Genomic DNA, 20,563 nt, shown 5'->3' with positions numbered 1-20,563 from the left:
TCTGGAGGTGTCAAATCACGTGCCAGACGATGTAAAGATGAAAAAATTGTCTTAATGATGATAGATGTGCAGCTTGACCGATCCATGCCTGCCGGCACAGCCGGAATCCCGGTCCGGCCCACCGCGCCATGGCGCGGATTCGTCAAATGCGACGGACCTCCGCTTGGTCAGGGGCGGTGGATGCCCTCCTTCCGCATCCGGCCGCGGAGGGTGCTCGGATTCAGGCCGAGGATGCGGGCCGCCCCGTGGCTGCCCTCGATCCTCCAGTTGGTCTTCCGCAGCACCTGATCGATGTAGTCGCGCTCCAGATCGACCAGCGGCTTCGCTTCATCCTGCGGCCCGGCCAGGGAGGGGGCCTCGAAATGGTCCAGCACCTGCAAGGTCGTGCCCCTGGAGATGATCACGGCCCTCTCGATGACGCTCTCCAGCTCCCGCACATTGCCGGGCCAGGAGTGGGCCATGAGGTCACTCATGGTGCCATTGGTGACCATTTTGATGTTTTTCCCAAGCTTGCGATTGAACTTATCAAGGAAGTATTCCACGAGCAGAGGGATGTCCTCTTTGCGCTCCCGCAGTGGGGGCACGGTGATGGGAAAGATATTGAGCCGGTAGAACAGATCCTCCCGGAAACGGCCCAGCCGGATCTCCTCGTAGAGGTCCCGGTTCGTGGCCGCAATGATGCGGACATCGACCTTCACCGTCTTCGCGCTGCCCAGGCGGCTGAACTCGCCTTCCTGGATGACGTGCAGCAGTTTGGCCTGCAGCTCGAAAGGCAGGTCGCCAATCTCGTCCAGGAGGATGGTGCCCTTGTCGGCCAGTTCGAAGCGGCCCAGCTGCTGGGAACTGGCCCCCGTGAAGGCGCCCTTCTCGCGCCCGAAGAGCTCGCTTTCGATCAGGTTGCCGGGCAGGGCGGTGCAGTTGACGGTGACGAGGGGGCGGTGCTTGCGCAGGCTCCTGCTGTGGATGGCGCGGGCGACCAGTCCCTTGCCCGTTCCCGTCTCTCCCAGCAGCAGCACCGTCGAATCCTGGGGGGCCACGGCTTCGACCCGGAAGAAAACGTCCTCCAGGCAGTGGCTTTGTCCGATCACCTCACCGAAGTTGTAGGTGCGGTTGATCTCCTGGAACAGGTACGCGTGCCCCGCCTGAAGATGCTTCTTCAGCTCCTGTATCTCCGCGTGGGCCCTGTGGAGTTCCGCTTCCGCCTGTTCCCGGAGTTCCTGTTCCCTCGAGAGCGGGTGCGTGGGCTGGCCTGGTCGTCCGCTTCCCATCAACGGCTCCTGGCCGGATGGGAAAGGGTGGGCTCCCGCCCGCCTTCCCCAGGTGATATCCGAGTGGACGCCCACGGCACCGATGATCCGGCCCATTTTCAGAATGGGCGCGGCCGTGATCCGGAGGATGATTTCATCGCCGGTCCCGGCGTGGGTGGCCAGAACCATTTCGGTCAACCGTTCCCCCGAGAGGGCGCGTGTGAGGGGGCGCTCCTCCTCGCGGAGGGGGAGTTGGCTGTTCGGCCATCGAAGGGTGAACCCCTCAAGATTCCTTCCGAAGGTTTCCCGAAGCTCATCGAGCGAGGTGGCGCCAAACATCCGGAGGGCCGCGGGATTGCACCGGGTGACCCCGGCCTTGGACATGATGCAGACGGCGTTTGGAGTCGTATCGAGAATGGCATTCATCTCAGTCCGCTTCAGAAGCAGTTCGGACACGAGGGCTGCGAGGGACCGGCGCCGTCGGCCTTGAACGGGGTCGAAACGAAAACGGACTCCGGAGGTCTGGCTGGGATGGAATGCGTAAGGCCCATGGTGCATTGACATTACAGCCCCCCAACGATTTGTTAAATACCTACCGGTCATCAATCAATGTAAGGCTTTTCCCTTCGCAAACCCGCGAATCCCGAAATTCCGCATCGAGTCTTTACGAACTGTTTAAGTACCCATCAAGTCCCAATCCAAGTCTGCATCCGTCGCATTTGACGGTTCCGCGCCAGGGCGTGGTGGGGAGGGCACAGCCCGGGTCTGATCTGGGCGACATTCATTATTTAAGATTAATTATTAAAGCAGATGGATAATGAGCGGTCGCTCCTTCGCTCTGGCATGGGACTTGATTTATAGGCACTAGGATGGTGGCCAATATCCTATGCACTCAATAAATAAATTTTTTTCATCCTGATGGATGGGCAGAGACCATGAGTCAAAAGAAAGCCATGCTAATTGACCTGACTCTCTGTGTCGGGTGCAACGCCTGCCAGAGCGCCTGCAAGGAAGAGAACCGGCTTCCCCCCAACGAGGAAAAGCACCTGTCCTTGACCGCCTACACGGCCCTGGACAAGTACAACGACCTGTACGTGCGCCGCCTGTGCCAGCACTGTGATGTGCCCACGTGCGTGTCGGTCTGCCCCGTGGGCGCTCTCAGCAAGACGGAAGCCGGCCCCGTGGCTTACGATGCCGAGAAATGCATCGGTTGCCGCTATTGCCTGCAGGCTTGCCCATTCCATGTCCCGAAATATGAATGGAGCAGCACAAAGCCTCGTATCCAGAAGTGCAAGTTCTGCGCACCCAGGTTGGCCAGGGGGCTTCCGCCCGCCTGCGCCGAAGCCTGCCCCACTGGGGCGACCCTGTTCGGTGATCGTGAGGAACTGCTGATCGAAGCGGCCCGCCGGATCGACGCCGAGCCGGCCAAGTTCGTTCACAGGATCTACGGCAAGGATGACGTTGGCGGCACATCGATGTTCTACCTAAGCCCGGTTCCGTTCGAGCAGCTGGGCTTCGATTCCCGGATGGGGAAGACGCCCATGCCCATGTTGACCATGAGCGCCCTCTCCAAGGTTCCCAACGTGCTTTCCGTGGGAGGGGTCCTGCTCGGCGGCGTCTGGTGGATCACCAACCGGCGCGCCAAAGTCCAGGCCTTCGAGGCCTCCCAGAAGAAGGACCCCACCTGCCCACCCGAGGACAAGCCATGAAGATCCCAGGTCTGCCGCGTATCACCGGATGGCACCCCATCGCCACCACCCTGATCCTGGCCGGGGCCATGGCGGCCTTCGCCCGGTTCAACTACGGACTCGGCGCCACCACGAACCTGAGCGATGAGTTCCCGTGGGGGCTCTGGATCGGCTTCGACTTCCTCGGGATCGGACTCGCCGCCTCGGGCTTCACCATCGTGGCTGCTGTCAACCTGTTCCACGCCAAGGAGTACGAGCCCATCGTGCGACCGGCGATCCTGACGGCCTTCATCGGGTACCTGCTGGTGGTCCTGGTTCTCATCATTGACCTCGGCCGCCCCGACCATTTCTGGCATCCCCTGGTCATGTGGAATCCGCACTCGGTGATGTGCGAGATCAGCTGGTGCCTCATGTTGTACACCACCGTCCTCTCCCTCGAGTTCGCTCCGATCGTCCTCGAAAAACTGAATATCGTTTCGCCGATCAAGTGGATTCATGCCGTCTCGCTGCCGCTCATGATCTTCGGCGTGCTGCTGTCCACCCTGCACCAGTCCTCGTTCGGCTCGCTGTACCTGATCGTCCCGAACCGCCTGCACCCGCTCTGGTACACACCGCTGCTGCCCGTCCTCTTCTTCATCTCCTGCATCGCGTCCGGGATCTCGATGGTCATCCTCGAATCTCTGATCTTCGCCCGCGGCGGCCGCGACCTCCTTCCCACGCCGCTCCGCGCCAACCTGGCCAAGATCATCGCCGTCGCTCTGGCCGTGTACTCCGTCGTCCGGGTCCAGGATCTTCTGACAAGGGGGGCGTGGCACGAACTGACGACCCTCACCTATTACAGCCTTGCGTTCTACGCGGAGTTGCTGATCGGCTTCGTCCTTCCGTTCGCGATGCTGCTGCTGGAAAGGGTCCGGACCTCGCGACTGGGGCTGTATGCCGCGACCCTGCTGGTGGTGGTCGGGTTCGCCTTCAACCGGATGAATACCGCGATCACCGGGCTGGAGCACTACCCCACGCAGACCTACTTCCCGTCCCTGATCGAGGTGTTCATCACGCTCGGCATCACGGCGGTCGGGTTCAGTGCCTTCTCCTTCATCGTCAAGTACCTGCCGATCTTCGAACCCGTGGTGGCCGGCCCACGCCCTCGGAAGGAGGTCGTGACCGGGCGTCCCGAGCCCATCTTCATCGCCCGTGAAGGTGGAGACCTGGAGTCCCGGTGAGTGGAGTTCCCCTCAGTGAATGTCCTACAGGAGGTCTACATGTTCGATTTGGCCAATTGGAAGAACCCAGAAGCGCTCATGTTGAACATCACGAACAGCGCGCTCGGAATCGCGGCCTTCGTGCTGGTCGCCTGGATCTGCGGCGAGGGGATCCGTGAATTCATCCTTCAGCGCAGGGAATCGCACCGCAAACACTAGACCCGGAGGCCAGCCATGACCATGCTGCTCGTCCTGTTCCTCATCGTCGCATTTGTCGGCACGGACTTTGTCGTGCAGGCCGTCTCCCGGCGGGCGAAAGTCAGGCGGGAAGAACCCCAGGAAACGGTCACGCGGCTGAATCTGTCGGCCGGATCCGCCCAGCTCCAGGGGGCCGAGGGCCACAGACCGATCCACCCTTGAACCTCAGGTCTAGGTGCAGGCCAGCGGCCGGACTTTGGAGGCCATCCTGCTGGCACTGGGTACACGAAGGGGGCGCCTTGGCGCCCCCTTCGTGCATTCCCTTCCGGTCTACTTGGACGCGACGTAGGCCTTCAACCCATCGGTTGTGGGTTTCATCGCCTTCTGGCCCTTGTGCCAGTTGGCGGGGCAGACTTCGCCGTGCTCTTCGGTGAAGTCGACGGCGTCGAGGAGGCGCAGGACCTCATCCACGCTGCGGCCCAGGTCGTTGTGGTTCACGGTGATGTGCTTGAGGATGCCGGCGGTGTTGATGATGAACAGGCCGCGCAGGGCGATGCCGGCGGGCAGCAGCACGTTGTAGTCCTGGGCGATGGTCTTGTTCAGGTCGGAGACCAGGGGGAAGGTCACGCCCTGGATGCCGCCATCCTTGCGGGGGGTGTTGACCCAGGCGTGGTGGCTGAACTTGGAGTCGACGCTCACCCCGATGACCTGGGTGTTCCGGGCCTCGAACTCCTTCGCGGCGTCGGCGAAGGCCAGGATCTCGGTGGGGCAGACGAAGGTGAAGTCGAGGGGGTAGAAGAAGAGGACAACCTTCTTGCCCTTGTAGTCGGACAGCGAGATCTGCTTGAACTCGCCGTTGACCAGGGCATCGGCCTTGAAGTCGGGAGCGGGCTGAGTGACGAATGCGGCCATGGAGCCTCCAGAAGGGGTCATTCCCCGGGTTTCGTTGGGAATAATCAGGCTATGCCGGGGCCCTCCGGGGTTCAAGGAAAATATCCGACCAATTCGGTAAACTATATCGAACCCACGGGTCAACTGAGCGATGCAGTTGCAGATGGGACAGGGCTTCCGTGCTAATCTGCGGGGTTTCAGGACCCCGCATGCAACCCATCCAACTCTCCGTGTTTTCCGAGACCGCCCGGCTCCGGCAGGTGGTGGTCCACAACCCCGGCCCCGAAGTGGACCTGATGGTGCCGGGGATGATGGAGAAGCTGCTCTTCGACGACATCCTCTACGGCGACCTGGCCCGCCAGGAGCACGCCCAGTTCCGCCAGGTGCTGGCCCGCGTGGCCGACGAGGTGCTGGACATCCAGGACCTGTTCATCGCGGCCCTGCAGGACGAGGGCGTGAAGCTGGCCTTCGTCGAGGACCTGCGGCGCCTGGTGGGCCTGCCAGACGACACCTGCAACCTGCTGCGGGACATGGTTCCGGCGGACGTGGCCCGCAGCGTCATCGGGGGCCTGCCCTGGGACGACATGCCGGCCCACACGCACTGGGAGGAGGAGTTCGACTACCGCGTGCGCCCCATCCCGAACCTGCTGTTCATGCGCGACCCGGCCTCGGTCATCGGCGACGGCTACAGCGTGAACTCCATGGCCACCTGGGCCCGGGAGCGCGAGCCCCTGATCCTGAGCTACGTCTTCCGCCACCACCCGCGGCTCCGGCACCACACCGAGCACGACAAGTGGTTCGACCAGGTGACACCCCTCATCCGGGGCGAGATCAAGGCCCCCGTGAGCATGGAGGGCGGCGACATCCTGGTGCTGAGCCGCAAGGTGCTGGTGGTGGGCTGCTCCGAGCGCACCCAGACCGACGCCATCCAGCTGCTGGCCGAGAACCTCCGCGCCCACCGCGCCGAGGACGACAGCAGCTTCGACCACCTGCTCATGGTGCTCATGCCCAAGAAGCGCAGCGCCATGCACCTGGACACCATCTTCACCCGCACCAGCGAGGATGAGTGCCTGGTCTACCCGCCCTATTTCGTGGAAGGCAGCCGGGAGCTCCTGAACGTCACCAGCATCGACCTGCGCCACCCCGAGCTGCGCATGAGCACCCACCCGAGCCTGCTGAAGGCGCTGAGGGGGGTGGGCATCGACCTGCAGCCCATCTTCTGCGGCGGGAACGACTCCATCCTCCAGCAGCGGGAGCAGTGGACGGACGGCGCCAACGCCTTCTGCCTGGCCCCGGGCGTCATCACCAGCTACGGCCGCAACCTCGCCACCGCCGAGGCGCTGGACCGGGCGGGCTACCGCGCCCTCACGGCCCGGGAAGTCCTGGCGGACCCCACCCTGGACCTGCTGGACGGGAAGAAATACCTCGTCCAGATCGAGGCCAGCGAACTGAGCCGCGCCCGGGGTGGACCGCGCTGCATGACCATGCCCCTCGCCCGGGAGGGCGCATGAGCGCCGGCCCGGGGGGCGCCGGGAGCGCTGCCGCCCGCCACCCGGCCCTGGCCCGCTTCGACCGGGCCCTGGCCGGCGGCGCGGCCCCAGAAGTGTGGATCCGCTTCCCGAGGCAGCTGGGCGACGTGGTGATGACGCTGCCCTTCCTGCGCACCCTCCAGCACCACTGGAATGCCGTGGCGGCGGAGCGGGGCGTCTCCCTGAAATGGATCGCCGTGGGCCACCACATCGGCGCGGCCCTGCTGGCCGAGGCCGACCCGGCCTTCATCGCCGAGGCCCACATCGAGGGCGGCGGCGCGGCCAAGCCCGATCCCTGGGCCCTGGTGCGGGGCTGGCGGAAGCGCCCGCCCGCAGCCTTCCTGAACCTCTCCCAGAGCGCCCGGCTGCCCTTCGCCGCCTGGCTGAGCCGGGTGCCGCTCCGCGCCGGCATCGCCGACAACCACCTGCGCCTGCTCTACCACCACAGCATCCGCTACCGGAACCTGCCCCTCCACATCGCCACCCGCATCCAGCCCCTGCTCGAAGCCCTCTCCGGGGACGACCGGGCCCTCTGGCTGCCCCTCACGCCGGCCCTCCTGGGCGGCCACCAGGGACCGGACAAGCTGCGGGCCGAGGGCTGGGCCGACGAGCCCTATGCCACCCTGGCCTTCGGCACGCGGGGCTTCGGCAAGCGCTGGTTCCCGGAAGACCGCACCTGGCCGGAGCTCATGCGGCTGCTCCAGGGCCTGGACATCCGTCCGGTGCTCCTGGGCGGGCCCGACGAGGCGGCCCTGGGCGCGGCCCTGGCCGGGGCGGTGCCCGGAGCCATCAACCTGGCGGGGAAGACGACCCTGCCGGAAGCCTGCGCCATCCAGGCTGCGGCCTGGGGCAATGTGGCCATCGACACGGGCCTGGCCCACACCGCCGCCGCCACGGGCCGGCCCACGGTCACCCTCTTCGGGCCCAGCCCCGAAGTGTGGGTGAACCCCATCGGGCCCCGGGCCCTGCCATTGCGGGGGCCGGACGTGGACTGCGATGCCGAGGTTCCGGCCGGCTTCCCCACCCACGGCTCCAGCGCCCACCGCATTTCCCCCGTCAGGGTTCTGGAACTGCTGGAAATGCTCGTGAAAGAATCCTGAGCCGGGTTGCTGCTAGACTGGTTTTCCGCGCCTCGTTCTCCGAGGCGCCCCTTTTTTTAGGGCCGACTTGACCGCCACCCCCTCCCCGAGCCTCCGGCACCGCCTCGAGTACGGTCTGTTCCGACTGCTGGACGGGGTTCTCGGCCGCCTGCCCTGGACCACGGTCCAGGCCCTGGGTGAGGGCGCCGGGTCGCTGTTCTACCTGGTGGATCCCCGGCACCGCCGCATCGTCCGGGAGAACCTGCGCTTTGCGGACCTGGGCCTGTCCGAGGCCGAGACCCGGGCCATGGCCCGCGGCTGCTTCCGGCACTTCGGGTCGCTCTTCGTCAGCCTCCTGCGCCTGCGCCATGCCACGCCGGAGGAACTGGACCGGTGGATCAAAGTCGAGGGTCTGGAACACTTCGACGCCGTCCAGGCCGCGGGCAAGGGCTTCATCCAGCTCACAGGCCACTACGGCAACTGGGAGGCCGTCGCCCTGGCCCAGAGCCGCCACGGCCGTACCATTGACGCCATCGGGCGGGAACTGGACAACCCGCTGCTGGAGCCCATCTCCCTGGGTTTCCGCACCCGGTTCGGCAACCGGGTGATCCTCAAGGACGGCGCCATGCGCGACACGCTGAAGGCCCTCAAGGCGGGGCGGGGCGTGGGCTTCCTGCTGGACCAGGACGCCCTCACCAGCGGCGTGTTCGTGCGGTTCCTGGGCCAGTGGGCCTCCACCTTCTCCACGGCCGGCAGCCTGGCCGCCCGGTACGACCTGCCCGTCCTGCCGGTCTTCAGCTGGCCCAATCCCGACGGCACCACCACGGTGCGCTTCGAGCCCGCCTTCCGGGTGCCGGCCACCGGGGACGCGGCCCGGGATGCCTGGGTGGCCACCCAGCTCATGACCGCCCGCATCGAGGCCCAGATCCGGAAGGATCCCCGCTGGTGGTTCTGGATGCACCGCCGCTTCAAGACCCGGCCGGGGGAGGGGCACCCCCTCCCGGCATCGCTTCCCCCCCCGGAGTGGGTAGAATCGATCCAACCACCCCTTGCCTGACCGGGCCCTTTCGGCCCGCCTTTTTTTGACCCCCCTTTCCAGGACAGCCCCATGCCCAAGCACGTGCTTGCGAAGCTCGAACAGGAACTCAAGACCGTCAAACAGGCCCTTCTGGTGGACATCCCCCAGGAGATCGCCCGGGCCGCCGGCCAGGGCGACCTGTCCGAGAACGCCGAATACGAACAGGCCCTCGCCAAGCGGGACATGTTCCAGAACAAGCTGGTGACCCTCGAGAAGCGCATCTCGGAAGTGGCCAGCCTGGACATCAGCCGGCTGCCCAAGACCCGGGCCGCCTACGGCTCCAAAGTCACCATCCTGGACCTGGATTCCGAAGAGGAGTTCACCTTCAAGCTGGTGCTCCCCGAGGAACTCGATGGCCACCCCCAGCATCTCAGCATCAGCTCCCCCATCGGCATGGCGCTGGTGGGCCAGGAGGAGGGCAACGAGGTGCGGGTCCAGATCCCCGCGGGCATCCGGCGCTTCGAGATTCTGGAACTGAAGACCATTCACGATGTAGCCTAAGTCCGCACCGGTCGCGGGAGCGAAAATGAACAAGTACAAGCGCGAGCAGAAATGCTCCTTCTGCGGCAAGGAGCCCCACGAGGTGGAGCAGCTCCTGGCGGGGCCGGAGGCGTTCATCTGCAACGAGTGCCTGGAGGCGGGCCAGCTCCAGCTGCGCATGAGCCGCCAGGGCAAGCCCCTGGGCAAGCCCGACGCCCGGCTCAGCCGCCCCAAGGAGATCAAGGGCTTCCTGGATGACTACGTCATCGGCCAGGAGTCCGCCAAGAAGCGCCTGAGCGTGGCGGTCTACAACCACTACAAGCGCATCGTCACGCCCCGGAAGGCCCTGGGCGGCCCCGAAGTCGAGCTGTCCAAGAGCAACATCCTGCTGCTGGGCCCCACGGGCACCGGCAAGACCCTGCTGGCCCAGACCCTGGCCCGCTTCCTGGACGTGCCCCTGGCCATGGCCGACGCCACCACGCTGACGGAAGCCGGCTACGTGGGCGAGGACGTGGAGAACATCCTCACCAAGCTGCTCCAGGCCGCCAACTACGATGTGGAGCGGGCCCAGCGCGGCATCGTCTTCATCGACGAGATCGACAAGGTGGGCCGCAAGAGCGAGAACCCCAGCATCACCCGCGATGTGAGCGGCGAGGGCGTGCAGCAGGCCCTGCTGAAGCTGGTGGAGGGCACTGTCGCCAACGTGCCGCCCCAGGGCGGACGCAAGCATCCGCACCAGGAGTTCATCCAGCTGGACACCAGCAACATCCTGTTCATCTGCGGCGGCGCCTTCGTGGGCATCGAGGACATCATCAAGCAGCGCATCCGCGCCAAGGCCGTGGGCTTCGGCTCCACGCCCTCCTCGAAGGAGGACAAGGAGAACCTGCTCCGCCTGGTGGAGCCCGAGGACATCATCAAGTTCGGCCTCATCCCCGAGCTGGTGGGCCGCCTGCCCGTGGTGGCGGGCCTCACCCCGCTGGACCGCGAGGCCCTGGTGGCCATCCTCACCCAGCCCAAGAACGCCATCACCAAGCAGTTCGTGAAGCTCTTCGACATGGACGACGTGGACCTGACCTTCGAGGACGGCGCCATCGACGCCATCGCCGAGCAGGCGCTCACCCGCAAGCTGGGCGCCCGCGGCCTGCGCAGCCTGGTGGAGCAGATCCTGCTGGAGCCCATGTACGAGCTGCCCTCGGACAAGCGCACCTCCCGCGAGTCCCTGCGCATCACCCGGCAGAAGGTGGAAGAAGTGCTGGGGCTGCCCTCCCAGCCCATCTCCGCCGCGGGCTGAGCGCGCGAAGGCCATGGCTGTTCCCAAGACCCTGACCCTGCCGGCCATCCCCATCCGGGACATGGTGCTCTTCCCCGGTGCGCGGGTGCCCTTCGTGGTGGGTCGCGCGGCGTCGGTGCGCACGCTGGAGCTGGCCATCAAGGCCGGCGACCACCTGCTGATGCTCACGCAGAAGGATGCCAAGGTGGAGGCGCCGGGCCAGGACGACCTGTTCGCCATCGGCACCCTGGCCCTGGTGGAATCCGTCATCGCCCTGCCCAAGGACTACTACAAGGTGGGCGTGAAGGGCATCGCCCGGGTGAGCCTGCGCCGCTACGACGACAGCGGCGAGGTCATCCAGGCCGAGGCCTACCTGCTGGCCGAGCCCACCCAGCCGGCCCCGGAATCCCTCCAGCCCTTCCACCAGGCGGTGGAGACCTTCCTGGGCCGCAACTCCGATGCCTCGCGGCTCCTCAGCCTGGACCAGATCCGGGAGCTGCCCCTGGGCAAGGCCATCGACACCGTGGCCGGCCTGGTGCCCGCCGAGGTGAAGCAGAAGCAGGAGATCCTCGAGCAGCTGGAGATCGAGCCCCGGCTCGAAGCGCTCATGCGCCTGCTGCAGCTGGATGCCGCCCGCTCGGAGGTGGACCGCACCCTGGACGAGAAGACGCGCCAGCGCCTGGACCAGGACCACAAGCAGTACGTGCTGAACGAGAAGATGCGCGTCATCCAGCAGGAACTGGGCAAGAAGGAGGAGAAGGACGAGTTCGCCCGGCTCAAGGACCAGATCGAGGCCGCCGGCATGAGCACCGAGGCCAAGGCCAAGGCCCTGGAGGAGCTGGAGCGCCTGGAGGCCATGCCGCCCCAGAGCGCCGAGGCCACCGTGAGCCGCACCTACCTGGACTGGCTGCTGGCCCTGCCCTGGACGGCCATGGCCGACGAGCGCCTGGACCTCATGGAGGCCGAGCGGGTGCTGGACGAGGACCACTCCGGCCTCGACAAGATCAAGGCCCGCATCCTGGAGCACCTGGCCGTCATGGCGCGGCTGCAGAACGGCGGGAACGGGGAGGCAGGCGCCCGCCCCCCCCTCCGCGGCCCCATCCTCTGCCTGGTGGGCCCCCCCGGCGTCGGCAAGACCTCCCTGGCCCGCAGCATCGCCCGGGCCCTGAACCGGCCCTTCGTGCGGCTCTCCCTGGGCGGTGTGCGCGACGAGGCGGAGATCCGCGGCCACCGCCGCACCTACATCGGCTCCATGCCCGGCCGCATCATCGCGCTCATGAAGAAGGCCAAGGTCCGCAACCCGCTCATGCTGCTGGACGAGATCGACAAGATGGCCTCGGACTTCCGCGGCGACCCCAGCAGCGCCCTGCTGGAGGTGCTCGACCCCGAGCAGAACGCCAGCTTCCAGGACCACTACCTGGACGTGGGCTTCGACCTCAGCCAGGTGCTCTTCCTGGCCACGGCCAACGTCCGGCACCAGATCCCCGAGCCGCTGGATGACCGCCTGGAGGTGCTGGAACTCTCCGGCTACACCACCAAGGAGAAGCTGGCCATCGCCGAGCAGCACCTGCTGCCCCGGGCCCTGGAGGGCCACGGCATGAAGGAGCTGGGCGTGCATTTCGAGCCCGCGGCCCTGGAGAAGCTCGTGCAGGACTACACCCGCGAGGCCGGCGTGCGCCAGCTGGAGCGGGAGATCGCGAACATCCTCCGCAAGCTGGCCCGGCATACGCTCCAGCCCCACCTGTCCGATGCGGCGGGCGAGGCCTTCGATCCGGTCATCACCGCCGACCGGGTGCCGAAGCTGCTCGGTCCCGAGAAGTTCCTGGAGACCCGCGCCGAGGACACCGCCCCGCCGGGGCTGGTGAACGGCCTGGCCTGGACCCCCACCGGCGGCGACCTGCTGACCATCGAGGCCGCCGTGCTGCCCGGCAAGGGCGTCCTCAAGCTCACCGGCAAGCTGGGCGAGGTCATGCAGGAGAGCGCCAACCTGGCCCTCAGCTACGTCCGGGCCCGGGCCGAGCGCCTGGGCCTGAAGCGCGACTTCCTGGACACGGTGGATCTCCACGTCCATGTGCCCGAGGGCGCCATCCCCAAGGACGGCCCCAGCGCCGGGATCACCCTGGCCACGGCCCTCATCTCCGTGCTGACGGGCATTCCCGCCCGGGCCGACCTGGCCATGACCGGCGAGCTGACCCTGCGGGGCCGGGTGCTGCCCATCGGCGGCCTCAAGGAGAAGCTCCTGGCCGCCCACCGCCAGGGCCGCAAGGCCGTGCTCATCCCCAGCGAGAATGCCCGCCACCTGGAGGAGATCCCCGCCGAGATCCGCGAGCAGCTCAGCATCCACCTCGTGAGCCACATGGACGAGGTCATCCAGCTGGCCCTCACCCGCATGCCCCAGCCCCTGGGCCCAGAGGGGGTGGGCTCACAGGCGGCCAATCCCGCCCGCGAGAATCCGGCCACGCAGTAGGAGCCATCAGCCCTCAGCCATCAGTAGCCGACAGCTGACAGCTGACAGCTGATAGCCTATTCCCATGCGCTTTCTCTCCAGCCACGTCATCCACTTCGTCGTCATGGGGCTCGGCATCTCCCTGGTGTTGGGGCTCCTGCATCCCACGACGCGGCCGGAGCGGACGCGGGCCTCGATCCTCAAGCATGCGGCCGGGCTCATCGGCATCGGTCTGGCGCTGGCCTGGCTGATGTACCTGCTGCCCCGGCATCCCGTCCGCTTCTAGGAGCCGCCGTGGTCGAGCAGGTCCTGGGTCTCTGGGCGACGGTGATCGCCACCCTGGAGCGGATCGGGCGGCTGGCGACGGCGTTGTGGCGCGAGCTCGCCCGGACCGTGCCGCCCCTGGGCCGGGCCGGGGCCTTCACCGTGGAGGTGCTCGGCAAGTACCACAAGGATGATTGCCTGAGCTATGCCGCCGGGCTCAGCTTCTGGTTGATCGTCAGCCTGGTGCCGCTGTCCACCCTGCTCTTCAAGCTCCTGGGCGCCATCCTGGGCAGCCGGGCCTACGGGCCGGGCACGCTGAAGACCCTGCAGGAGATCGTGCCCTACCTGCCCAAGGAATTCGTCTACGACGCCGTGGCGAACAGCCAGAAGATCGGCGGCATGGGGCTGTCCTGGATCGTGCTGCTCTTCGGCAGCTACTGGGGCATCAGCCAGCTGGACACCAGCCTGGCCCACGTCTTCGGCCTGCGCATCAAGAAGCACCGGCAGACCCGCAAGAACCACCTGCTGCGCCAGGTGGCCTTCCTGGTGGTGGGCCTCCTGACCGTGGTGATCTTCCTCGCCATCCTCCTGGGCGGAGCCTTGCGGAAGTTCCTGCCGAAGCAGACGGATTTCCTGCCGTATCTGGCACCCCTCGTGGGCCTGGTGGTGGTGACCGTGGTGCTCCAGCACCTGCCCCGCCTGCACGTGAAGTTCCGGCACGCCTTCCTGGGCGCGGGCATCTCCACCGCCCTCTGGTGGCTGGCCAAGTGGGGCTTCGGCGTCTACCTCCGGCACACCATGACCTGGGGCATCATGTACGGCTCCCTGCTGGGCATCGTGGCGGGCCTGACCTTCCTCTACTACAGCTGCGCCATCCTGTTGCTGGGCGCCGAGATCACCGCCGCCTTCTACCGCCACGAAACCGGCGCCACCACCGTGCCGCCCTGGCTGCGGGCCAAGGGGGAGCCGGCCGGGCGGCCCTAGGGCCTGTTTTCAAAGTGGGGTGTGGCCGCGCAAGGGGCGCCGCCCAAGCGAGGCAAGGAAAGCGACGAAGGCGATAGCGGCACTATCGGTGAGGAGCTTGACGCAGCATCGCGCCGGGCGCCGCCCCTTGCCCTCCGGGACGCCGCCCAGCCGCACCCCTGGCTACGTTGACGGCCTCGAACGATGTCCCGCATCGCCCTTCGGCCGCCGCCTTGCCATGAGCGCGGCTGGGCGGTGTCGCGGCTCGCCTCCACTTTGAAAACAGGCCCTAGGGGACCAGGCCCGACACGGACTGGCCGGCCACGTACCAGTGGGTCACCGTGGGCTCGAACTCCAGGAGGAAGTCTCGGTCCTCGGCGTAGTACTTCGCCGTCTCCACGGGGTCGCCGGCGAAGCGACGGAGGGCGTCGAAATCCTCCCAGAAGGTGAGGGTCTGGAAGTGCGCGACCCCCTCCTCCTCGCGCTCCAGGATGAAGACGGCACGGTTCCCGGGGGTGGACTGGTAGTCGGGGATGGCCCGGGCGCGGAGGAAGTCCCGGTAGGCCTCCTTCCGGGCGGAGGGGACGCGGCCATGCCACAGACGGGCGATCATGGGGGCTCCTGGCAGGTTCTCCGATGAAAGGCGCGGCCCGTTCGGCCGTCAACCCCCTGGAGCGCCTGACCAACACCCAGCCGCGGGAAGGCGAGGGGGGAACTCGGTCCGGCGCTCTAATCCGAGGGTCCGGCTTCCCGTAACCGCACCATCGGATCCCATGACCGGGAGGACCTCATGCCCCGACTCCACCTGGCCCCCTTGGGCCCAGCCCTCGTCTGCCTCATCGCACCCGGCCTGCGGGCCCAGGCGCCCCTTCCGCCGCCGGACCTCCAGGCGGAGAACGCCCGCATCCAGGAACTCTGGAAGGGGAAGCGATATGAAGAGGCCCTGAAGGTCCTGACCCTGCGGGCGCAGTCCCCCACCTTCAGCCAGCTGGGCGCCGAGACCCGGGCGGGCGTGCACTACAACATGGCCTGCGCGGCCTCGCTCCTGGGCCGGCGCGGCGAGGCCCTGACCTATCTGGGCACGGCGGTGGGGGAAGGTCTCAAGGACTGGGCGACCTTCAGCACGGATTCGGACCTGGACTCCCTGCGGAAAGAGCCGGGGTTCCTCTGGCTGGAGGCCATCGTCCGCCAGCGGGGGGACTTCGTGGGCATCCTCCGGCGCTTCCAGGACTACGGGCCCACCCTGGCCTCAGTTGCCACAGCGGCTCCCGCCTTCACCTACCAGCCCCAGGACGCACCGGACCTGGTGGCCCTGCGGAAGGCCTGCCGCCTGGACGAGGTGGCCGGCAGCGGCTCCGAGTTCGAGCGGATCGTGAACCTCATGCGGTGGGTCCACGCCCAGGTGCGCCACGACGGCAGCTCGAAGAACCCCGAGCCCATGAACGCCCTGCACCTGCTGGAGGTGTGTCGCACGGAGAAGCGGGGGATCAACTGCCGCATGATGGCCACCATCCTGAACGAGGCCTACCTCGCCCTGGGCTTCAAGTCCCGCCAGGTCACCTGCCAGCCCTTGGACGAGACGGACCCGGACTGCCACGTGATCACCACTGTGTGGTCCAGGGACCTGGGCAAGTGGCTCTACATGGATCCCACCATGGAGGCCTGGTTCACGGACGGCCAGGGGCATCCACTCTCCATCGCCGAGGTGCGCGAGCGCCTCATCTCCGGCGGACCTCTCGAACTGGCCAAGGGCGCCAACTGGAACGGACGCCCCGAGAACCCGGCCACCTACAAGGCCTACATGGCCAAGAACCTGGTGCGGATCACCTGCCCCGTGGAGAGCGCCTACGGCTACGAGTCCCGGCCGGAGCGCCGCTACGTGACCCTGGACGCCGCGGCCTTCCCGCCCCGGCCCGCCCGCGACGCCGCCGAGGGCCTCATCGTCCATGACCCCGTCGCCTTCTGGGTCCGGCCGTGAAGCGCCCCGGCCTCCTGCTGCTCCTGCCCGCGGTCCTGGCCGCCCAGGCGGCGCCGGGTCTATCCCGTTCCGAGGCCCTGGCCGCCCTGGCACGGCCCGGGGCGGCGGAGGCCCGGGTGCGGGCCCTGGTGGACCACCTCCACCAGCGCATGCCCTGGGTGGCCACGGACTACCGCACCCGGAGCGTGGACGAGATCCTGGCCCGGGGCAGCGGCAACTGCGCGGACCACGCGAAGGTGCTTCTGGACCTGTTGAAGGCCGGGGGCTTCGAGGCCCGCTGGGTGCGGGAGATCAACCTCCAGGCCCCCTCGGAGCGCCGCCAGGCCTCGGCTCGGGCCAAGGTGGCCGAGGGCGGGAAGGGCTTCAGCGTCTTCGGGTACCAGCACAACGACCACCGCTGGCTGGAGGTGCGCGATCCCGCCAGCGGAGCCTGGTTCCCGGCGGACTCCTCGCTGGGCGTGGTGGGCGGCGGGGCCTGGGCCGCGGCCCGGCTGGGCTTCGGCACCCGGCCCGCCGCCGTGGCCGACATGATCGCCCCGGTCTTTGTGGAGGCCGTCCAGCCGGGCCGGCCGCCGGAGCCCCGCAGCGAGGCCTACCTCCTCCAGGCCTTTGGGGCCATGGGGGGCGGACGCATCCGGACCCTGCCGGCCTGGCCCGCCTGGGAGCAGGCCGTCCGGGCCCTGGAGCCCCACGCGTCAAGCGCCTTCCAGGGGACGGAGGACCTCCACGCCCAGGCCGGGACCCTCGCGGCCCTTGCAGACGCCTACGCGGCCCTGCGGGCCCAGGCCCAGGCCCTGCCGACCCCCTCCGCGGCGGAGCTCGCCCAGCAGGGCCACCGGGCCCTCCTCGCCAAGGAGCCTGTCCGCGCCGCCGACCTCTATGACCGCGCCCTCGCGGCGGGGCTGAAGGGCGCCCAGCACCCCTACCAGGGGGCCTGCGCCCACGCCCTGGCCGGGCACGGGGACGCCGCGTTCGGCCTGCTCCAGAAGGCCCTGGACCAGGGCTTCCACCAGGCCGCCGCCCTTCGCGAGGATGCCGACCTGGCCCCGCTCCACGCCGATCCCCGCTGGTCCGGCGTGGTGGCCGCGGCGGAGGCCAACGCGCAGCGCTTCCGGACCGTCCACTCGGATCCCGACGGCGCGCGGTTCATCGCCACCGATGTGGACCTCTTCTGGAAGGCCTACGCGAAGCTCCCGGCCGCTCCGGACCCCGCGGACCTCCTGAGGCGGGAGTACCTCGACCCGGGCAGCGCGGGGCTGCAGGACTTCATCCCGAACCGCATCCGGAGCGCCGCCAACCTCCTTGAGGTCATTCAGCGGCACCCGCGCTACTTCGCCGCCATCCGCGCCAACACCCTGAAGGCCGCCGGGGTGGAGGCCGCCGCGCGGCGCTCCTTCCGGGCCTTCAAGGCGCTCTACGCCGACGCGATGTTCCCCGATGTCTATTTCGTCGTGGGCGCCCTGGACTCGGGCGGGACCTCGTCCTCCAACGGCCTGCTCCTGGGCGTCGACCTGTTCGGCGGGGGACCCGGCGTGCCCATGGACGAGATGGGCCCCTGGCACCGGGCGGTCATCCACACACCGGTCGACCTGCCCAGCATCGTGGCCCACGAGCTGATCCACTTCCAGCAGACCCACCCGGTGCGCACGCTGCTGGAGAAGGCCTTCCACGAGGGGTCGGCGGATTTCCTCGCCTCACTCATCGCCGAGGGCAACTTCAACCGGGCCGTCTACGACTACGGCTACGCGCACGAGGCGGAGCTCTGGCGCCAGTTCCGGGCGGAACGGGCGGGGACCGATGCCTCCCGCTGGCTCTACGGCAGCAGCCAGCGGGATGGGCGGCCTGCGGATCTGGGCTACTTCGTGGGCTTCCGCATCGCCCAGGCCTACTACCGGCAGGCGCAGGACAAGCCCCGGGCCATCCGCGCGATCCTGACCTCGGACGACATCGGACAGATCCTGGCAGAGAGCCGGTACGGGGAGACCTTCTAGTCCCCGCCGCGCTGGCTCGGCGGGATGGCGAAGCCGTCGGCCTTGTATTCGTTGATCTTGTTGCGCACGGTGCGCAGGGCGATGTCGAGCTGGGCGGCGCAGTGGGTCCGGTTGCCCTTGAGGGCGCTGAGGGTGGAGAGCAGCCAGAAGCGCTCCAGCTCGGGCAGGCTCAGGCCCAGGGGCAGCACCACGGGGGTGCCCAGCGGCAGGCCCACCAGCGGGTGGTGGGGATCGGCCGTGACGGCGCCGGCCAGGGGCGTGGCTTCCGGCCGTAAGGAGGTGCCCTGGGCCGAGGTGCGCCAGGGTTCGAGGGCCGCCCCGGGGGCGTCCTCGGGCAGACCCTCGAAGGCCTCCGCGGGGAGGAGCCACCGCAGATCCTGCTGGGTGAGGCGATGTCCCGGGCTGAGCACGACACAGCGCTGGATGACGTTCTCCAGTTCGCGGAGGTTGCCGGTCCAGGCATGGCGGGCCAGGGCGGCGTAGAAGCTGGGGGCCAGCTCGGGCACGGCGCGGTCGTTCTCCCGGGCATAGCGCTCGGCGAAGTGCCGGGCCAGCAGGTCCAGGTCGCCCAGCCGGTCGCGCAGGGGCGGCAGGTTCAGCGGGATCACGTTCAGGCGGTAGTAGAGCTCCTCGGGGAAGCGGCCCGCCTTCACCTCGGCCAGGAGGTCGCGGCTGGTGAGGGAGATGAGGCGCACATCCACGGGAACGGCGTGGCCGCCCCCCACCCGCTCCACGGCGCGCTCCTGGAGGATCCGCAGCAGCCGGGCCTGGAGCCCGACGGGCAGGGCATCGACCGCCTCGAGCACCAGAGTGCCGCCATCCGCCTGCTCGAACCCGCCGGGTTTTCCGGCCGAGCCGGGCTGAGCGGCCTTGTCCTGGCCGAAGAGCTCGATCTCGAGCTGGCTCTCCGGAAGAGCCGCGCAGTTGACGATGGCCAGGGGCCCGCTGCGGCGGGGGCTCGAGCCATGGACCAGCCGGGCCAGCAGTTCCTTGCCGGTGCCGCTTTCCCCCTGGATGAGGATGGTCGCCCGGCTGTCCGCGGCACGGCGGGCCAGGGCCAGCGTCTCCTCGAGGGCCCGGTCCTGGGTGAGGACCAGGGCCGCCTCGGCCGGGGCGCCGGCGCGGAGGTGCCCCTCGTAGGCCATGGCCTTCTGGAGGGCGGCGGTGAGTTCTTCGGGGCTGAAGGGTCGTGCGAGGGTATCGAAGGCGCTCATTCGCAGGGCCTCTCCGGTGGTGTGGCGGTCATGGGCGGGGACAACGAGGAGGACGGGCAGGGCGGGCTCCACGGCCCTGAGGCGGGCCGTGAACGGCAGGCTTTCCTGGCGGAGGTCGACCACCGCGGCGGCGTAGAGGCCGGGCCGCACGAGGCGGAGCGCCTCGTCGCCGCTCCGGGCCGGATCGGCGGTGGCTCCCGAACGCTTCAGGCTCTGGGTCAGGCCCTCCCGCGCTCCGGGATCATCGCTCACCACCAGTACCCGAAGGGTCGTCGCCATAGTTGGACATCCGTACCGCGGCGGATCAGCCGCACCCCCCGTTATCGGGTTCCGGGCTCCAGACTGGAGTTTTGTGCCGATCTCCTCTTTTTCAGGCGCTGGGGCAGGTCCCCGGAGGCCGCCTCGCCCCGGACGGGATCCCCGTGCCGGCGGATGAGCAGGTAGAGCTGGCGGCGGCTCACGCCCAGGCGGGTGGCGGCCTCCAGCCGGTTGCCGTAGGCCCGGCGCAGGGCCCGGTGGAGCAGGAACCGCTCCAGGTCGTGGAGGTTGGTGGCCAGGTCCTCGGCTTCGAAGCGCGGTGGGCCGGCCGGCTCCGGGCCCGGCAGCTGGCCCAGGAGCTTCCAGCGCAGCAGGCGGTTGCGCAGCTCCCGCAGGTTCCCGGGGCAGGGCAGGGCCGCCAGGGCCGCCGGCCAGGGTGAGGGGAGGCCCTCCTCCTCGGCCAGGGCCGCCAGGAGCCCGGGAATGCAGGCGGGATCCTCCTCCAGGTCGGGGAGGCGCAACTCCAGGCAGGCCAGGGTGCCGGGCATGGGGCTCCGGGCGGCCACCACGCCCCCGGGGTGGGCGGCGAGCCAGGCGACCCCCGCTTCGGGGGTGTCCGGCTCCGCCCAGGGCTGTTGGCGCTGCCGGGCCAGCTCTGCGGCCACGGTGGAAACCCCCGAGCCCGAGGGGCCGTGGATCCACAGGGCCTCGGGCCTGGCCAGGAGGGCCTCCAGGTGGGCGCCCCAGCGGCCGAAGCCGGGCAGAAGGGGGAGGGGGATCACAGCGGCTC

General features: G+C 68.4%; 19 protein-coding genes and 1 pseudogene. 14 read left to right on the top strand and 6 right to left on the bottom strand.

The window, feature by feature from the left end:
* Positions 1-167 precede the first annotated feature (167 nt).
* Together MLE43_RS13440 and MLE43_RS15120 are read right to left on the bottom strand one after the other, a co-directional pair.
* Entirely contained in the window at positions 168-1,268 is a 1,101-nt protein-coding gene (locus MLE43_RS13440) for a sigma-54 interaction domain-containing protein (RefSeq protein ID WP_243304871.1), read from the bottom strand.
* 66 nt (positions 1,269-1,334) lie between these two features.
* Positions 1,335-1,673, bottom strand: a pseudogene (locus MLE43_RS15120) (PAS domain-containing protein); the annotation flags it as partial.
* 509 nt (positions 1,674-2,182) lie between these two features.
* Here MLE43_RS15120 and MLE43_RS13435 point away from each other — a divergent pair.
* From MLE43_RS13435 to MLE43_RS13420, 4 genes are all read left to right on the top strand, one after another.
* Positions 2,183-2,956 carry a 4Fe-4S dicluster domain-containing protein gene (locus tag MLE43_RS13435; RefSeq protein WP_243304869.1) on the top strand — a complete coding sequence of 258 codons (774 nt, stop codon included), beginning with the start codon at positions 2,183-2,185 and terminating at the stop codon, positions 2,954-2,956.
* 68 nt (positions 2,957-3,024) lie between these two features.
* A complete protein-coding gene (nrfD, locus tag MLE43_RS13430) occupies positions 3,025-4,155 on the top strand; it encodes an NrfD/PsrC family molybdoenzyme membrane anchor subunit (protein ID WP_243304867.1) in 1,131 nt (376 codons plus the stop codon).
* A gap of 39 nt (positions 4,156-4,194) precedes the next feature.
* Positions 4,195-4,353, top strand: a complete 159-nt coding sequence (locus MLE43_RS13425; protein WP_243304866.1) for a hypothetical protein — start codon at positions 4,195-4,197, stop codon at positions 4,351-4,353.
* Positions 4,354-4,368: 15 nt separating this feature from the next.
* Positions 4,369-4,554, top strand: a complete 186-nt coding sequence (locus tag MLE43_RS13420) for a hypothetical protein (RefSeq protein ID WP_243304864.1) — start codon at positions 4,369-4,371, stop codon at positions 4,552-4,554.
* A 108-nt stretch (positions 4,555-4,662) separates the two neighbouring features.
* On the opposite strand, the gene MLE43_RS13415 is transcribed toward MLE43_RS13420, so the two are convergent.
* Complete coding sequence (locus tag MLE43_RS13415; protein ID WP_243304862.1) at positions 4,663-5,244, bottom strand: peroxiredoxin; 582 nt, start codon at positions 5,242-5,244, stop codon at positions 4,663-4,665.
* Between the two features lie 188 nt (positions 5,245-5,432).
* On the opposite strand from MLE43_RS13415, the gene MLE43_RS13410 reads away from it, so the two are divergent.
* The 8 genes from MLE43_RS13410 to MLE43_RS13375 all read left to right on the top strand — a co-directional run bounded on the left by MLE43_RS13410 (position 5,433) and on the right by MLE43_RS13375 (position 14,353).
* Positions 5,433-6,734 (top strand): arginine deiminase, encoded by a 1,302-nt coding sequence (locus MLE43_RS13410; protein ID WP_243304860.1) that lies wholly within the window; start codon positions 5,433-5,435, stop codon positions 6,732-6,734.
* Positions 6,731-7,852 (top strand): glycosyltransferase family 9 protein, encoded by a 1,122-nt coding sequence (locus MLE43_RS13405; RefSeq protein ID WP_243304858.1) that lies wholly within the window; start codon positions 6,731-6,733, stop codon positions 7,850-7,852. The genes MLE43_RS13410 and MLE43_RS13405 overlap by 4 nt, the downstream gene beginning before the upstream one ends.
* A 67-nt stretch (positions 7,853-7,919) precedes the next feature.
* On the top strand, positions 7,920-8,888 hold the full coding sequence (locus MLE43_RS13400; RefSeq protein ID WP_243304855.1) for a lysophospholipid acyltransferase family protein: 969 nt from the start codon (positions 7,920-7,922) through the stop codon (positions 8,886-8,888).
* A gap of 51 nt (positions 8,889-8,939) precedes the next feature.
* Entirely contained in the window at positions 8,940-9,410 is a 471-nt protein-coding gene (locus tag MLE43_RS13395; protein ID WP_243287802.1) for a GreA/GreB family elongation factor, read from the top strand.
* Between the two features lie 25 nt (positions 9,411-9,435).
* The gene (gene clpX / locus MLE43_RS13390) at positions 9,436-10,680 is read left to right on the top strand and encodes an ATP-dependent Clp protease ATP-binding subunit ClpX (protein WP_275976216.1); all 1,245 of its coding nucleotides are present in this window, start codon (positions 9,436-9,438) and stop codon (positions 10,678-10,680) included.
* 13 nt (positions 10,681-10,693) lie between these two features.
* Positions 10,694-13,126, top strand: a complete 2,433-nt coding sequence (gene lon / locus MLE43_RS13385; protein ID WP_275976215.1) for an endopeptidase La — start codon at positions 10,694-10,696, stop codon at positions 13,124-13,126.
* Between the two features lie 64 nt (positions 13,127-13,190).
* Complete coding sequence (locus MLE43_RS13380; RefSeq protein ID WP_243287799.1) at positions 13,191-13,391, top strand: hypothetical protein; 201 nt, start codon at positions 13,191-13,193, stop codon at positions 13,389-13,391.
* Positions 13,392-13,399: 8 nt separating this feature from the next.
* The gene (locus MLE43_RS13375) at positions 13,400-14,353 is read left to right on the top strand and encodes a YihY/virulence factor BrkB family protein (protein ID WP_243304852.1); all 954 of its coding nucleotides are present in this window, start codon (positions 13,400-13,402) and stop codon (positions 14,351-14,353) included.
* 268 nt (positions 14,354-14,621) lie between these two features.
* On the opposite strand, the gene MLE43_RS13370 is transcribed toward MLE43_RS13375, so the two are convergent.
* Entirely contained in the window at positions 14,622-14,945 is a 324-nt protein-coding gene (locus MLE43_RS13370; RefSeq protein ID WP_243304850.1) for a hypothetical protein, read from the bottom strand.
* Positions 14,946-15,122: 177 nt separating this feature from the next.
* Between MLE43_RS13370 and MLE43_RS13365 the strand changes: the two genes are divergently transcribed.
* Both MLE43_RS13365 and MLE43_RS13360 read left to right on the top strand, forming a co-directional pair.
* Positions 15,123-16,310 carry a transglutaminase-like domain-containing protein gene (locus tag MLE43_RS13365; protein ID WP_243304849.1) on the top strand — a complete coding sequence of 396 codons (1,188 nt, stop codon included), beginning with the start codon at positions 15,123-15,125 and terminating at the stop codon, positions 16,308-16,310.
* Positions 16,307-18,301, top strand: coding sequence for a transglutaminase domain-containing protein (locus MLE43_RS13360; RefSeq protein WP_243304847.1), 1,995 nt, complete (start codon positions 16,307-16,309; stop codon positions 18,299-18,301). The genes MLE43_RS13365 and MLE43_RS13360 overlap by 4 nt, the downstream gene beginning before the upstream one ends.
* On the opposite strand, the gene MLE43_RS13355 is transcribed toward MLE43_RS13360, so the two are convergent.
* On the bottom strand, positions 18,298-19,794 hold the full coding sequence (locus tag MLE43_RS13355; protein ID WP_243304845.1) for a sigma-54-dependent transcriptional regulator: 1,497 nt from the start codon (positions 19,792-19,794) through the stop codon (positions 18,298-18,300). The two genes, MLE43_RS13360 and MLE43_RS13355, sit on opposite strands and share 4 nt — an antisense overlap.
* A 41-nt stretch (positions 19,795-19,835) precedes the next feature.
* The gene (locus tag MLE43_RS13350) at positions 19,836-20,555 is read right to left on the bottom strand and encodes a helix-turn-helix domain-containing protein (RefSeq protein ID WP_338029083.1); all 720 of its coding nucleotides are present in this window, start codon (positions 20,553-20,555) and stop codon (positions 19,836-19,838) included.
* Positions 20,556-20,563 lie beyond the last annotated feature (8 nt).

The sequence above is a fragment of the Geothrix oryzisoli genome, assembly GCF_022808865.1.
GTDB classification, from domain to species: domain Bacteria; phylum Acidobacteriota; class Holophagae; order Holophagales; family Holophagaceae; genus Geothrix; species Geothrix oryzisoli.
Note: the sequence above shows the minus strand (reverse complement) of the source record. Positions and strands in the feature narration are given on the sequence as shown.

Bases quoted from the DNA above. Each gene is read 5' to 3' on its own strand.
- MLE43_RS13440 (WP_243304871.1), bottom strand. From the start codon at position 1,268: ATGGGAAGCGGACGACCAGGCCAGCCCACGCACCCGCTCTCGAGGGAA.
- MLE43_RS13435 (WP_243304869.1), top strand. From the start codon at position 2,183: ATGAGTCAAAAGAAAGCCATGCTAATTGACCTGACTCTCTGTGTCGGG.
- nrfD (WP_243304867.1), top strand. From the start codon at position 3,025: ATGGCGGCCTTCGCCCGGTTCAACTACGGACTCGGCGCCACCACGAAC.
- MLE43_RS13425 (WP_243304866.1), top strand. From the start codon at position 4,195: ATGTTCGATTTGGCCAATTGGAAGAACCCAGAAGCGCTCATGTTGAAC.
- MLE43_RS13420 (WP_243304864.1), top strand. From the start codon at position 4,369: ATGACCATGCTGCTCGTCCTGTTCCTCATCGTCGCATTTGTCGGCACG.
- MLE43_RS13415 (WP_243304862.1), bottom strand. From the start codon at position 5,244: ATGGCCGCATTCGTCACTCAGCCCGCTCCCGACTTCAAGGCCGATGCC.
- MLE43_RS13410 (WP_243304860.1), top strand. From the start codon at position 5,433: ATGCAACCCATCCAACTCTCCGTGTTTTCCGAGACCGCCCGGCTCCGG.
- MLE43_RS13405 (WP_243304858.1), top strand. From the start codon at position 6,731: ATGAGCGCCGGCCCGGGGGGCGCCGGGAGCGCTGCCGCCCGCCACCCG.
- MLE43_RS13395 (WP_243287802.1), top strand. From the start codon at position 8,940: ATGCCCAAGCACGTGCTTGCGAAGCTCGAACAGGAACTCAAGACCGTC.
- clpX (WP_275976216.1), top strand. From the start codon at position 9,436: ATGAACAAGTACAAGCGCGAGCAGAAATGCTCCTTCTGCGGCAAGGAG.
- lon (WP_275976215.1), top strand. From the start codon at position 10,694: ATGGCTGTTCCCAAGACCCTGACCCTGCCGGCCATCCCCATCCGGGAC.
- MLE43_RS13380 (WP_243287799.1), top strand. From the start codon at position 13,191: ATGCGCTTTCTCTCCAGCCACGTCATCCACTTCGTCGTCATGGGGCTC.
- MLE43_RS13370 (WP_243304850.1), bottom strand. From the start codon at position 14,945: ATGATCGCCCGTCTGTGGCATGGCCGCGTCCCCTCCGCCCGGAAGGAG.
- MLE43_RS13365 (WP_243304849.1), top strand. From the start codon at position 15,123: ATGCCCCGACTCCACCTGGCCCCCTTGGGCCCAGCCCTCGTCTGCCTC.
- MLE43_RS13355 (WP_243304845.1), bottom strand. From the start codon at position 19,794: ATGGCGACGACCCTTCGGGTACTGGTGGTGAGCGATGATCCCGGAGCG.